The 13,285-nt window shown below is 61.1% G+C and carries 10 protein-coding genes and 1 pseudogene; 10 read left to right on the top strand and 1 reads right to left on the bottom strand.

Translation table 11 applies throughout. From position 1 onward, the window contains the following. Nucleotides 1–96 precede the first annotated feature (96 nt). Both C6Y56_RS15645 and C6Y56_RS15640 read left to right on the top strand, forming a co-directional pair. Nucleotides 97–2,478, top strand: coding sequence for a hypothetical protein (locus C6Y56_RS15645; RefSeq protein WP_212633387.1), 2,382 nt, complete (start codon nucleotides 97–99; stop codon nucleotides 2,476–2,478). Nucleotides 2,479–2,713: 235 nt separating this feature from the next. Next, nucleotides 2,714–3,013 (top strand): hypothetical protein, encoded by a 300-nt coding sequence (locus C6Y56_RS15640; protein ID WP_169430650.1) that lies wholly within the window; start codon nucleotides 2,714–2,716, stop codon nucleotides 3,011–3,013. A 106-nt stretch (nucleotides 3,014–3,119) separates the two neighbouring features. On the opposite strand, the pseudogene gspI reads toward C6Y56_RS15640, so the two are convergent. Further along, nucleotides 3,120–3,498, bottom strand: a pseudogene (gspI, locus tag C6Y56_RS15635) (type II secretion system minor pseudopilin GspI). Between the two features lie 146 nt (nucleotides 3,499–3,644). On the opposite strand from gspI, the gene gspG reads away from it, so the two are divergent. The 8 genes from gspG (at nucleotide 3,645) to C6Y56_RS15595 (ending at nucleotide 13,167) form a co-directional block, all read left to right on the top strand. Next, the gene (gene gspG, locus C6Y56_RS15630; protein WP_283241340.1) at nucleotides 3,645–4,103 is read left to right on the top strand and encodes a type II secretion system major pseudopilin GspG; all 459 of its coding nucleotides are present in this window, start codon (nucleotides 3,645–3,647) and stop codon (nucleotides 4,101–4,103) included. Between the two features lie 8 nt (nucleotides 4,104–4,111). Continuing rightward, on the top strand, nucleotides 4,112–5,065 hold the full coding sequence (gene gspK / locus C6Y56_RS15625; RefSeq protein ID WP_169430649.1) for a type II secretion system minor pseudopilin GspK: 954 nt from the start codon (nucleotides 4,112–4,114) through the stop codon (nucleotides 5,063–5,065). Beyond that, nucleotides 5,062–6,219 (top strand): type II secretion system protein GspL, encoded by a 1,158-nt coding sequence (gspL, locus tag C6Y56_RS15620; RefSeq protein ID WP_169430648.1) that lies wholly within the window; start codon nucleotides 5,062–5,064, stop codon nucleotides 6,217–6,219. Before gspK ends, gspL begins: the two co-directional genes overlap by 4 nt. Next, entirely contained in the window at nucleotides 6,212–6,757 is a 546-nt protein-coding gene (gene gspM, locus C6Y56_RS15615; RefSeq protein WP_169430647.1) for a type II secretion system protein GspM, read from the top strand. Before gspL ends, gspM begins: the two co-directional genes overlap by 8 nt. Further along, nucleotides 6,754–9,105: a type II secretion system secretin GspD gene (gspD, locus tag C6Y56_RS15610; protein WP_169430646.1), complete on the top strand. Its 2,352-nt coding sequence runs from the start codon at nucleotides 6,754–6,756 to the stop codon at nucleotides 9,103–9,105. Before gspM ends, gspD begins: the two co-directional genes overlap by 4 nt. Further along, nucleotides 9,102–10,508: a type II secretion system ATPase GspE gene (gspE, locus tag C6Y56_RS15605; protein WP_169430645.1), complete on the top strand. Its 1,407-nt coding sequence runs from the start codon at nucleotides 9,102–9,104 to the stop codon at nucleotides 10,506–10,508. The genes gspD and gspE overlap by 4 nt, the downstream gene beginning before the upstream one ends. After that, nucleotides 10,508–11,719, top strand: a complete 1,212-nt coding sequence (gene gspF / locus C6Y56_RS15600) for a type II secretion system inner membrane protein GspF (protein ID WP_169430644.1) — start codon at nucleotides 10,508–10,510, stop codon at nucleotides 11,717–11,719. The genes gspE and gspF overlap by 1 nt, the downstream gene beginning before the upstream one ends. A 338-nt stretch (nucleotides 11,720–12,057) precedes the next feature. Continuing rightward, nucleotides 12,058–13,167, top strand: a complete 1,110-nt coding sequence (locus tag C6Y56_RS15595; RefSeq protein ID WP_169430643.1) for a substrate-binding domain-containing protein — start codon at nucleotides 12,058–12,060, stop codon at nucleotides 13,165–13,167. The last annotated feature ends 118 nt before the right edge of the window (nucleotides 13,168–13,285 follow it).

The following is a 13,285-nucleotide window of genomic DNA, read 5'->3' as shown; positions in this document are numbered from 1 at the left end:
AACAGAAATGTTCGCCATGCACAACTAATGATTGCCTGACAGTGGACCGGGTTTACTCCTGGGCCCGTTCGAAGCTTGAGATCGAGGCGCAGCATCATGCAAATGGAATGGACGTGGATGAGGTCGTGGCTGCTGGTATTGCTACTGTTCAATAGCTTGGGTGAAGCCGCAACCGGCCCGGAAATCGCACAGTTGCTCAACAAGCGCTATCAAAACGTGCAAACAGAGTGTGCGGGCGGCAACCCGGCGTATTTTTGCAGCGGCGTCATGTTGCATGGCAGCACTCCGATGATCGAGTTCTGGAAACACGATGATGTGGCCGCGCAATTGGGGGCGGAAAGTTTTGTCTATCTGCGTGCCGATTTGGGTACGCAGACATTGTCGTCAGCCAACGGCATGGTGTTCAGTGATTCATTCACGGCCATCGGCAAGGATCAGCCACTAGACGTTCTTTGCGCCTATCCTTTCGCGTTTGAACCTGTTGAGAGCCGTGCTGGTTTCGGTTGCGGCCTGTCAGCGGCAAGTCGACAGGCCGCCGACGCGAGCTCTTGCGCAAGCGAGGGAGTGAGTGATTCAGCGAGTTGGCTGGCGCACTTCGAGCAACAAGGCCGACAACCCACAAAGCAATGCTCGTTGAGCAGCCTCAATCCCATGCTATTCAAGGCCAGCCTGCTGGCGCATCAAGGCATCGACAGCGATTGGTCGGCCAGACCTACCCAGTTGCAGATACGTAACTGGGACGAAAGCACACCCCAAAAAATTCCGATGCAGGCGCTTTTTTACGATGCGAATAAATCAGGTTCGTTGTTCGCGGCACAGAAAGATCAGTATGACTACTTTGCAACTACCGGGAATTGGCTGCCAATTCTGCGAATGGATTTGGCTCAGGCAGAGCGTGCGGTATTCGGATTCAATCAGCAGGATCAGTTGTACATCGGTTATCAAGTGGCCGATAAGCTGAATGCACGTTATGCCGATACTACGCCTGCTTGTCGTGGTAACACGCCCGCCTACGACTGCAATGGCGTGTTGATCAGAGTGACAAGTGCTTCACCTAACTACCATGCGTGGAACCCAAGCCTCGGATCGGTAGAGCGGAATGGCGTGGCATTTTCCTATGTGCGTGAGGATGTCGGCACCAAGAGTTTTTTGTATTCGAAAAGCCAAGGTTTGATCCTCAAGGAAATGGCGGCACCCACAGGTTTTCCCCTTACCGTACGATGCGCCTATCCGTTTGATGCCGCTACCGATACTCGAAGCGACAGTTGTAACGAGTATATGGCGTTACCCATTAGCAAGCCCTGTTTGGAGCAAGGTGTTATCGATATCGCAACATGGCGCGTTTACTACGATCAGTTGAATGGGGTTTATGGGCACCATTGTAGTTTCGGTCCAAATCAATCCGAATTTGCGATGAGTGTTGATGTTAGATCTCACCTTCCTGATCCTGGTATGCGCAGGCTTCATAACGAGGTCGTCATCGGCGCATGGCCCCAGAACATTCCGCGACAGCTCCCCATTCAAGCCTTTTTCTATACAAATGAAACGGCGTTAACGAGCGCTCGCTTTTTTCAGCGCGATTATTTTCAGCAGACGGGGCAGTTCATGCCCATTGTCCGGGTGGACTTGAGCGCGTCTGATGGCCGCATCTTTGTTTATGATCCTCAGGCCCAAATTGCTCAAAGTCCGATACTGCAAGTGCCACACGCGCCAGATGTCAGCGCGAGTGTGAACCTGGCCGCTCTTGATGCCAAATCAGGTGTACAGGTGAGCGTTGCCTATCCCGGTATGAATAAGGAGCAAAGCATTCAGTTGATAATGTCCGGCACTCCGGGAGTCGGCTCCCCTACGATTCCACCCATGCAGGGCGCGGAGAGTGGGAGTGTGGAGTTTTCGATTGATTCTGAGGCCATTGCTGCCAACGTCGGCAACGCAGCTAAAACCTTCATACTCAAGTACGAAGTCACGGAGGCCGGCAGTAAAACCTCGTCGGGCACGCTGACTGTAAACCTCTTGCCGTTACCTGCCGCGGAGTTGGATAAACTCAGCATCGTACAGGCTGATGGCGATGAGCTGGATCTCAGCGACGTCACGGAGGGCGGTACTTTGCGTGCGGGGATCTGGGCATTCATGAAGGCTGGTCAGCCTGTTTGGCTGGAATTGAAAGGCAAGACTGCCACGGATAAAGAGCACAATCGTCAGGTTTGGAATGTCCCGGGCGCGTCGGTAAATCAGAAATGGATAAATGACGGGGAATATTTTCAGGATGTGCCATACAGCTATCTCAAAGAGCTGGGAAACGATAGCGTGCTTGAGCTGCATTACAAGTTGGCTTTGACCATGAGCCAAGTCAAGGCGGACGCTATCGACGGGCCGGTGAAACGGTACAGGATCAAATCGGTGGGTGCTGTGAAAGCCTCTGTTTCCCGAACAAGGACCTATATAAAAATTCCCGGTACCGCATCGCGGCATCCTTAATAACGTCGTCGCTATTTGGCTCTGAAGGCGCATCCGGACATTCACCGCTCCATCGCGTCACCGTCATGTCTTTGAGCTGCTCACCCAGTGATCGAGCAGGGTGAAAAACGAATACAAGAGAAATGACCGTTGGTCGTAAACATCCGAATACCTGTCAGATCTGACAGGTGACGCTTCCTGCGGTCCACGATTGAATCACTCCGTCAAAACAATCTCACGAAACGGAGTTACTGATATGTCTACATCCAAGTCCAATGCCACCGCACCCGTGATCGTTTCTATCAGGGATTCCAAGGGTGAAGTACCTCAAAACGGAAAAACCTCTGATACCAGTGTGACAGTCGCAGGTCACTCGGAACCAGGGACGAACGTCAAAGTGTTCGATGGAACAATGTTGAAAGGTACTGTCCCTGCTGACACAGCAGGCCATTGGTTACTGGTTTTAAGTGAGCTTGCTCTGGGTGCACACATGATTGCGGCCGTTGCTGACGGTCCTTGGTCAGCTTCCAGAACATTTTCAGTGGTTCAACAGTAGAAAACAGATTCAATGGTTGTGAGTGAAGATCGGGAGATTTGAGGCGCGAGGTCCTCAAGGATCCCGATCTGTTCCTGATACATCGTGCCTGACGTATTTGAGCGGGCTAGGGGGTTTCCGGGCGACTGAGCAACGTTTCAAGCCGAGCCAAAGGGGCCGCTCTTGTCCCCGATCAAAAACCTGCACCCCCACCTTCAACAACCGCCCATTCTCCGCCCCCCAATCACCTGCTCACACCGCAACAACAACCGCCCCTGATCACACTCCATCGCCTTGAACCCCATCGGCAACCGCCCCTCCAGCCGCAATTCCGCCATCCGACTCTGCGCCGCAATCATCGCAATCGAGCGATCCCGCAAGATCCCGCTGCTCTGCGTCATCAACCCCGCCACGCGCACGGCGGCGGACATGGCCACGGCGATGATCGCCAGCGCGACGAGCACTTCAATCAGGGTGAATCCGGCTTGCGGAGAGGGGGTGCGCATCGGGGGCTCGGGCTGTTGGGCAGCCCTTGACGCTAACGCCCGTGCTTGACGGCTTGACGACGGAAACTCCCGAGGATTTTCAACATCCCTGACATATCTTCTTGCAACACTGCGCGTCGAATCGAATCAAGCCAGGGAATGACGAGATGGATATCGCGCAATTCAAACAACCCGGTCGACCGAGCCGGATGCCCCGTGGGCAGCAGGGTTTCACGCTGATCGAGATCATGGTGGTCGTGGTGATTCTCGGGATTCTGGCGGCGATGGTGGTGCCCAAGGTGCTCGACCGGCCGGATCAGGCGCGGGCCACGGCGGCGAAGCAGGACATTGGCGGGTTGATGCAGGCGCTGAAGCTGTATCGCCTCGATCACGGCACTTACCCGAGCCAGAGCCAGGGCCTGAAAGTGTTGGTGGAGCGCCCAGCCGATGCGAAGAACACCAACTGGCGCTCATACCTGGAGCGCCTGCCGAATGACCCGTGGGGTCGTCCTTATCAATACCTCAATCCCGGTGCCAACGGCGAGATCGACATCTTTTCCCTCGGCGCCGACGGCCAGCCTGACGGCGAAGGCGTGAATGCCGACATCGGTTCCTGGCAGTTGTAAGGCCGGTCATGAACAGCCAATCGAACCAGCAGGGGATGGCGATCATCAGTGCGCTGCTGATCGCGGCGGTGGTCGCGGTGATCGCCGCCGGGATGCTGACGCGTCAGAGCGTTTCGACCCGGGCGCTGGAAGCCGAACAATTGCGCGTGCAGGGCCGTTGGGTGCTGCACGGCGGGTTGGAGATCAGCCGGCAATTGTTGTGGGATGCGCGGCAACGCGATCCGCTGACCCGACTCGATCAACCCTGGGCGCAGCAGTTGAACACTCAAGGTTTCGAAGGGCGGCTGGAGGATGAGCAGGGCAAGTTCAACCTGCGCAATCTGGTGGCCAACGAACGGATCGACGACGCCCAGGTTCAGGCCTTTGAGCGCCTGTGTGGGTTGATCGGTATCAGCGACGCGTTGAGTCGTCGCATCAGTCAGCGGGTGATCGGCTCGTATCCGCATCTGCTCAATGCACAACTGACGGATAAACCTGTGACGAAAAACACCTTCGACAGCGGCCGCAGCACGTCGCCGTCTGCCTCGCGCAAACCGCAATCGCCAACCTTGCCGATGCTGCGCAATCTTGAAGACCTGCGCAGTGTCGACGGGGTCAACGATGCGGTGCTGATGAAACTGGCGCCGTACCTGACGGTGATTCCGGCGACCACCTGGCTCAACGGCAACACCGCCACGGCGCCGGTGCTGGCAGCTTATGTGCCGGGGCTGTCGCTGGAGCGGGCGCAGGCACTGATCAATGAACGCGACGCCGGGCGCTGGTTCATCAATCGCGGGGATTTCGTCAATCGCCTGCGCTTGCCGCAACTGGAGATCACCAGCGTCAAGGTCGGGATCACCAGCGACTGGTTCCGTTTGCGTGGGCAGGCGCGGCGCGATCAGCGGCGGGTCAGCCTCGATGCGTTGCTGCATCGCAGCGAGGATCGTTTGCCCCAGGTGATCTGGTCGCGGGTGGGCGTATGAACCACTTGCGCGTAAGTTTGCCGCCACTGGCGGAACTCAATCTCGACAGTGAGCTGGACTGCGCGTGGCTGGACCGCCACGGCAAGGTCACTCGCCAGGATCGTCAACGGCTGCGCAAACTGCCGAAGCTGCCGCTGGTGTGTTTCCTGCACCCGACCGACAGCCTGCTGGCGAGCATCAACCTGCCGCCGTTGGCCACCAGCAAAACCGCCGCCGCCGTGCAGTGCGCCGCGCAGGCGCTGATGCTCAGCGACATCACCACGATGCACGTCGCCCATGGCCCGCGCGACGCTTCGGGGCAGGTGCAGATGGCCTGGTTGCCGCGCCGGGACTTGCAATACTTCGGGCAGTTGCTGCACGAGACCGGGTTGAACCTGAAAGGCCTGTACCCGGCGGCCTACAGCTTGCCGGTGATGGCCGGCGGCGTCGGGCAACTGCTCGGCGATCATTTGTTGTTGCGTCAGGGGCCGGACTCGGCGCAGGTGCAACCGTTGATCGATGAAGCGTGGTTGATGGAAATTGCCCTGCCTGCGCACTGGATCGGTGAGGGCGCGCCGCAGGCGGTGCAGTCGACATTGGCCGACGCACAACGCTGGTCCGGGCCATTACCGAGTTGGGGCCTGCACGGCGGCATTCAGCAACCCGGTGCCGAAGGTCGGGGCTGGGGACGGGCGGTGGGTTTGTCTGCGCTGGCGCTGGTGGTCTGGGTGATCGGTTTGAACCTGTACGCCGCCCGCGAGGCCGGGGCAGGGCAACAGATCAAGGCGCAGATGGCGCAGCGGGTGAAGCAGGCGTTCCCCGAGTTGCCGGTGATCCTCAATCCGCTGCAACAGGCCCGTCAGCAAATCGCAGCACGCCAGCAAGGCGCGCAGGACGCGCCGGGTCAGGATTTCAGTCGGCTGGTGTTGCAGGCCGGCAGCGGCATGCCGTTCATGGCGGGCACGGTGCAGCGTCTGGCGTTCGTCGACGGTGTGCTGCAACTGCGTCTGCTGCCTGAGGCCCGGCGCTCGGGTAACGACAAGGACTGGCAGGCGGCGCTGGCCCAGGCAGGAGTCAGTGTCAGCGCCGATGAGGACGGCTGGGTCTTGCGCCCGGCCGGCGAGGTGGCCGCTGTCGCTGACAACGACGACAGCAGCGGAGCCGAAGATGAATAGCCCAGCGCTGGCGAAATACCGCGCCGGTTGGCAGCGCTTGAATGCTCAGTTGCAGGCCCGTTGGCAGCCGTTGGCCGTGCGGGAAAAACGCATGGTCGGCGGCATGGCGGCGCTGTTGCTGGGGCTGTTTGTGTGGGTGGCGCTGATTCAGCCGCCGCTGAAGAAGATCGCCGCCTCGCAAGTCGAAACCCCGAAGCTGCGCGCCCAGGCCGAAGCGCTGGAAGTGCTGTTGCGCGACGTCAGCGTACGTCCAGACGGTCAGAACCTGGAGCAGTCGCTGCAACAGACCTTGCAGGCTGGCGGACTGGGCGGCCATTACCAACTGGCGGCCGCGTCTGCAGGGTGGCAGTTGACCTTCGACGCAGCCCCCGCCGACGCCGTCCTCGACTGGTTGTTGATCCAGCCCCGCCGTTTTTCACTGCAAGTGGTCGAGGCGCGCCTGCAACGCACAGACGACACCGCAACCGATGACACCGCCGGCACTCTGTCGGGCACCGTACGCATGGATCAGGCGCTGGGCGCTAAGGAAGCTTCATGAAGGGGTCAGGATCCAAACGCATGGCGTTGCCGATGCTGTTGATGGCATTGAGCGCGTGCAGCAACACCACGCCACCGAATCAACCGCCGCTGCTGGTGGACAGCGAACTCGGCCGGCCGCTGGCCAACACCCAGCGCAGCGGCGACGCGGTGCTCGACCGCGAGCGGGCGCAGGCTCAGGTCAGACCGGCGCCCAAGCCATTGCACAACATCACCGAGCGCGCCCGCAGCGGCGGTTCGGCGCGGGGCACGACGTTGCCGGCCAATCCGTTGGGCGATCAACCGGTGACGCTGAATTTTGTCGATGCCGATATTCAAGCGGTGGTGCGGGCGTTGTCGCGCTCCACCGGTCAGCAGTTTCTGGTGGATCCTCGGGTCAAGGGCAACCTGACGCTGGTCTCCGAAGGCCAGGTGCCGGCGCATCAGGCTTACGACATGCTGCTGGCGGCGCTGCGCATGCAGGGTTTCAGTGTGGTCGATGTCGGCGGTGTGGCGCAGGTGGTGCCGGAGGCTGACGCCAAGTTGCTCGGCGGGCCGATCTACAGCGCCGACAAACCGGCGGGCAACGGCATGCTCACCCGCACGTTCCGCCTGCAATACGAGAACGCGGTGAACCTGATCCCGGTGCTGCGCCCGATCGTGTCGCCGAACAATCCGATCAATGCCTATCCGGGCAACAACACCATCGTCGTCACCGACTACGCCGAGAACCTCACGCGGGTCGCGCAACTGATTCAAGGCATCGATACGCCGAGCGCCATCGACACCGACGTGGTACAGATCCAGAACGGCATCGCCGCCGACATCGCGCCGATGGTCGCCGACCTGCTCGACGCGCCGGGCAACGATCCAACGCAGAAAATCGCAGTGATCGGCGACCCGCGCTCCAACACCATCATCATCCGCGCCGGCAGCCCCGAGCGCACGGAGCTGGCGCGCAACCTGATCTACAAACTCGACAACGCCCAGAGCAACCCGAGCAACCTGCACGTGGTGTATCTGCGCAACGCCCAGGCCGGCAAACTGGCCCAGACCTTGCGCGGTTTGTTGACCGGCGAGAGCGACAGCGGCACCAGCGACAGTGCACGCTCAGTACTCAGTGCGATGGGCGGCTCCACCAACTCGGGCGGCGGGCAGAACGGCCAGAGCGGTACACAAACCAACGGCAGTACGTCGACCACCAACAACGGCAGCACCGGCGGAAGTTACGCTCAGGGCAGCAGCGCCACCAGCGGCAGCAGTAACGCGCAAAGCAGCGAACAGAACGTCGCGTTCAGCGCTGGCGGCGTGACCATTCAGGCGGATGCGACCACCAACACCTTGCTGATTTCCGCGCCGGAGCCGCTGTACCGCAACCTGCGCGAAGTCATCGATCTGCTCGACCAGCGCCGTGCGCAAGTGGTGATCGAAAGCCTGATCGTCGAAGTCGGCGAGGACGATGCCAGCGAATTCGGCGTGCAATGGCAGACCGGCAATCTGGCCGGCAACGGCGTGATCGGTGGGGCCAACCTTGGTGGCTCGGGGATCAACGTCAACGGCAAGACCAGTGTCGACGTGTTGCCCAAAGGTTTGAACCTTGGCTACGTCAACGGCACCGTCGACATCCCCGGGATCGGCAAGATCCTCGACCTGAAAGTGCTGGCCCGGGCGCTGAAGAGCAAGGGCGGCACCAACGTGCTGTCGACACCGAACCTGCTGACCCTGGACAACGAAGCGGCGAGCATTTTCGTCGGCCAGACCATCCCCTTTGTCAGCGGCAGCTACGTCACCGGTGGCGGTGGCAACAGCAACAACCCGTTTCAGACCGTGACCCGGGAAGAAGTCGGCTTGAAGCTCAACGTGAGGCCGCAGATTTCCGAGGGCGGCACGGTGAAGCTCGACATCTATCAGGAAGTCAGCAGCATCGACGAACGCGCTTCGGCGGCGGCCAACTCGGCGGGGATCGTCACCAGCAAACGCGCACTCGACACCAGCATCCTGTTGGATGACGGGCAGATCATGGTACTCGGCGGCCTGCTGCAGGACGGCTACAGCCAGAGCAATGACGCGGTGCCGTGGCTGTCGAGCATCCCGGGGATCGGCGCGCTGTTTCGCAACGAGCGTCGTTCGATCACCAAGACCAACCTGATGGTGTTCCTGCGCCCGTACATCATCCGCGACAGCGCGGCGGGGCGCAGCATCACGCTTAACCGCTACGACTTCATGCGCCGCGCCCAGGGCGGTCTGCAACCGGAGCGCAGCTGGGCGATGCCGGACATGCAGGCGCCGCAATTGCCCGCCACCGCCCAAGGCGTGCCGGCACCGGTGTCCGGCCCGCGCGCGACGATCAAAGCGGTGCCGTTGCAATGAGCGCATTGCCTTATGCCTGGGCCAAGGCGCAGCGGATTCTGCTGCGCGACGGCGTGCTGACGGTGTGCCCGTCGACGCCGGGCTGGTCGATCAGCGAGGTGCGTCGGCAGTTCGGCGCGGCCAGGCTTGAGCGGGTGCGCGATGACGAACTCGACGGCCTGCTGGCCATGGCCTACGCCGACACCGGCAGCGCGGCGGCTGTGGTCGGTGCGGCGGAAAACGAAGTCGACCTCGACCGCCTGATGCAGGACATGCCGGAAATCACTGACCTGCTCGACACCCAGGACGGCGCGCCGGTGATCCGCATGATCAATGTCTTGCTCACCCAGGCAGCGCGGGACGAGGCCAGCGACATTCATATCGAACCGTTCGAAACCCATTCGGTGGTGCGCTACCGGGTCGACGGCACCCTGCGCGACGTGGTCTCGCCGCGCAAGGCCTTGCACGGTGCACTGGTGTCGCGGATCAAGATCATGGCCCAGCTCGACATCGCCGAAAAACGCCTGCCGCAGGACGGGCGCATTGCGCTGCGCGTAGCGGGGCGACCGATCGACATTCGTGTTTCCACCGTGCCCACCGGCCATGGCGAGCGGGTGGTGATGCGTTTGCTCGACAAGCAGGCCGGGCGCCTGCATCTGGAGACCCTGGGCATGGACGCGCAGGTGCTGGCCAAACTCGATCACCTGATCCGCCAGCCCCACGGCATCGTGCTGGTCACCGGCCCGACCGGCAGCGGCAAGACCACCAGTCTCTACGCGGCGCTGGCGCGGCTGGATGCGAGCACCAGCAACATCCTCACCGTGGAGGACCCGGTGGAATACGATCTGCCGGGCATCAGCCAGATTCAGGTCAACGCCAAGATCGACATGACCTTCGCCCTCGCGTTGCGCGCCATTCTGCGGCAGGACCCGGACATCATCATGATCGGCGAGATCCGCGATTTGGAAACCGCGCAGATTGCGGTGCAGGCTTCGCTGACCGGTCACCTGGTGCTGGCGACGTTGCATACCAACGATGCGGTGTCGGCGGTCAACCGCTTGGTCGACATGGGCGTCGAGCCGTTTCTGCTGGCTTCGTCGATGCTCGGTGTGTTGGCTCAGCGCTTGGTACGACGGTTGTGCAATCAGTGCAAACAAGAAGACCCGGCGATGCCCGGCACCTGGCGCCCGGTCGGTTGCGCGGCGTGCAATCACACCGGTTACAGCGGCCGGACCGGCATTCATGAATTGTTCTGCATCGATGACGACATCCGCACGCTGATCCACCAAGGGGCAGGGGAACAGGCGTTGCGTGCGGCGGCGAGCAAGGCCGGGATGTTCAGCCTGCGCGAGGACGGCGAACGCTGGATTCGCAGCGGTACCACGGCGCCGGAAGAAATCCTTCGTGTGACACGGGACGCCTGATGAATCGCTATCGTTTTGAAGCCGCCGATGCCAGCGGCAAGATCGAATCCGGGCATCTGGAGGCGGACAGTCAGGGCGCCGCGTTTGGCGTGCTGCGCAGTCGTGGCCTGACGGCGTTGTCGGTGGAGAGGGAAAGCAACGTCTCCCAACATGGCGGCGGTGGGTTGTTCAGCGCCAAGCTGTCGGATAACGATCTGGCATGGACCACCCGGCAACTGTCGAGCCTGCTGGGTGCCAGTCTGCCGCTGGAAGCGGCGCTGAGCGCCACGGTCGAACAGGCCGAGAAAAAGCACATCGCTCACACCCTCAGCGCCGTACGCGCCGACGTGCGCAGCGGCATGCGCCTGGCCGAAGCGCTGGCGGCGCGGCCTCGGGATTTTCCGGAGATTTACCGGGCGTTGATTGCGGCGGGCGAGGAGTCCGGGGATCTGGCGCAGGTGATGGAGCGGCTGGCGGATTACATCGAGGAACGCAACAACCTGCGCGGCAAGATTCTCACCGCGTTCATCTATCCGGGTGTGGTCGGGCTGGTGTCGATTGGTATCGTGATTTTCCTGCTCAGCTATGTGGTGCCGCAGGTGGTCAGCGCGTTTTCCCAGGCCCGGCAGGATCTGCCGGGCCTGACGCTGGCGATGCTCAATGCCAGTGATTTCATCCGCGCCTGGGGTTGGTTGTGTGCAGGGGTCATGGCCGCTGCGTTCTGGAGTTGGCGCTTGTATCTGCGCAATCCGGCGGCGCGTTTGAGCTGGCATCATCGGGTGTTGAAGCTGCCGCTGATCGGGCGGTTTGTGCTGGGGTTGAACACCGCACGGTTCGCCTCGACGCTGGCGATTCTCGGTGGCGCCGGCGTGCCGTTGTTGCGGGCGCTGGAAGCGGCGCGGCAGACCTTGTCGAATGATCGTCTGAGCCTGAGCGTCAATGAGGCCACCGCCAAGGTGCGAGAGGGCGTCAACCTGGCGGCAGCGCTGAAAGTGGAGAATGTGTTTCCGCCGGTGCTGATTCACCTGATCGCCAGCGGTGAGAAAACCGGCGCACTGCCGCCGATGCTCGAGCGTGCAGCGCAAACCTTGTCCCGTGATATCGAGCGCCGGGCGATGGGTATGACCGCGTTGCTGGAGCCGCTGATGATCGTGGTGATGGGCGGGGTGGTGCTGGTGATCGTGATGGCGGTGCTGGTGCCGATCATCGAGATCAACCAACTCGTGCAGTAGTTTTTTTATCGGCGCCAGCTCTCACCCGAGCGCCAAAAACAGCATCCTCGGGTTCTCCTTTCTGTCATCTGCAACGGCCCTTCAAGGGCTGTGGCCGATTCCCCCGAAAAGCTTGCCGCAGACACTCCGCACAACGGCGCAAACACCCGAGAAAATCCCTCGAAAATCAGCCTGCACCTCCCGAGGTTTTTTCCTTTATCTGTCACCGGAAACTGCGAATTTCTCAGTGCGACTTAACCACGGACCCCGCTTGCGAAGGTCGGCGGTGAGTCTTCCCAGTGTCATGCAAGTCCCCTGAAAACCTGTGTTCACAACCAACGTTGAAAAGGAGATTCTTCATGTTCAAGCGCACTCTGATCGCAGCTTCCCTGACCGTCGCTGCCCTGGCTTCCGCCCAGGCCATGGCCGCCAACGTAACCGGTGGTGGCGCGACTCTGCCTGCCGCTCTGTACAAAGGCTCTAGCAACAGCATCCTGCCAGCCAACTTCAGCTACGTCGGTACCGGTAGCGGCACCGGCAAGACCGCTTTCCTGACCAACAACTCGGCGCTGTTCAGCACCACCGGTTCGGTGCATTTCGCCGGCAGCGACTCGATCCTCAGCGCTTCGGAAATCAGCACCTACAACACCAACTTCGGTGCTTCGTACGGCCCGCTGATCCAACTGCCGTCGGTCGCCACTTCGGTTGCCATCCCATACAAAAAAGCCGGCCAGACGGCTCTGAACCTGACCAGCGCCCAGCTCTGCAATGTGTTCTCCGGTACTGCGACCACTTGGGGCCAATTGCTGGGCAACTCTGATGCCACGCCGATCCGCGTTGTGTATCGCAGCACTGCCAGCGGCACTTCGGAAATCCTCACCCGTCACCTGAACAACGTTTGCCCGGGCAAGTTCTCGGTCAACACCACGTTCGCCAACTCGTTGCTGCCAGCCGGTACTGCGCTGCCATCGACTTTCGTCGGTGTTGCCAACACCGCTGACGTCGCTGTTGCCGTGAACGCCGTTGACGGCTCCATCGGTTATGTCGGCCCGGACGGCGTGAACGCCAGCAGCAACGCCGTGGTTTCTCGCGTCAACGGCGTACAGCCGACGCCGGCCAACGTCACGACCGCGCTGTCTTCGGTCGCACTGCCAACCGCACCAGCCAACCCGGCGCAATGGGCTCCAGTGGTTGCCAACCCAACCAGCGGTTACCCGATCGCTGCCTACACCAACTTCATCTTCGGCCAGTGCTACAAGGACGCCTCCGTGGCGGCTGACGTCAAAGCCTTCCTGACCACTCACTACAGCGTGCCGGGCAATGCCGCCGCAACCATTGCTCACGGCTTCAGCGTGGTTCCGACCAACTGGAAAAATGCTGTGACCGCCAACTTCATCACCAACTCCACCGGCAACAACCTGAACATCAACAACGCCAGCGTTTGCAACGGCATCGGCCGTCCTCTGTAAGGTTTCATCCGCAGTCCGCCGTTCGAATGGCAGCCCCTTCCGGGGCTGCCATTTTTTTTGCCTGCGGGCGCCGTTACTCGCAAAACATGAAGTTTGTGTGACATCCGTTCGGTCGCGG

The organism is Pseudomonas fluorescens, from assembly GCF_012974785.1.
GTDB classification, from domain to species: Bacteria; Pseudomonadota; Gammaproteobacteria; order Pseudomonadales; family Pseudomonadaceae; genus Aquipseudomonas; species Aquipseudomonas fluorescens_BT.
This window is presented reverse-complemented; position numbering and strand designations above follow the sequence as displayed.

Bases quoted from the DNA above. Each gene is read 5' to 3' on its own strand.
- C6Y56_RS15645 (WP_212633387.1), top strand. From the start codon at position 97: ATGCAAATGGAATGGACGTGGATGAGGTCGTGGCTGCTGGTATTGCTA.
- C6Y56_RS15640 (WP_169430650.1), top strand. From the start codon at position 2,714: ATGTCTACATCCAAGTCCAATGCCACCGCACCCGTGATCGTTTCTATC.
- gspG (WP_283241340.1), top strand. From the start codon at position 3,645: ATGGATATCGCGCAATTCAAACAACCCGGTCGACCGAGCCGGATGCCC.
- gspK (WP_169430649.1), top strand. From the start codon at position 4,112: ATGAACAGCCAATCGAACCAGCAGGGGATGGCGATCATCAGTGCGCTG.
- gspL (WP_169430648.1), top strand. From the start codon at position 5,062: ATGAACCACTTGCGCGTAAGTTTGCCGCCACTGGCGGAACTCAATCTC.
- gspM (WP_169430647.1), top strand. From the start codon at position 6,212: ATGAATAGCCCAGCGCTGGCGAAATACCGCGCCGGTTGGCAGCGCTTG.
- gspD (WP_169430646.1), top strand. From the start codon at position 6,754: ATGAAGGGGTCAGGATCCAAACGCATGGCGTTGCCGATGCTGTTGATG.
- gspE (WP_169430645.1), top strand. From the start codon at position 9,102: ATGAGCGCATTGCCTTATGCCTGGGCCAAGGCGCAGCGGATTCTGCTG.
- gspF (WP_169430644.1), top strand. From the start codon at position 10,508: ATGAATCGCTATCGTTTTGAAGCCGCCGATGCCAGCGGCAAGATCGAA.
- C6Y56_RS15595 (WP_169430643.1), top strand. From the start codon at position 12,058: ATGTTCAAGCGCACTCTGATCGCAGCTTCCCTGACCGTCGCTGCCCTG.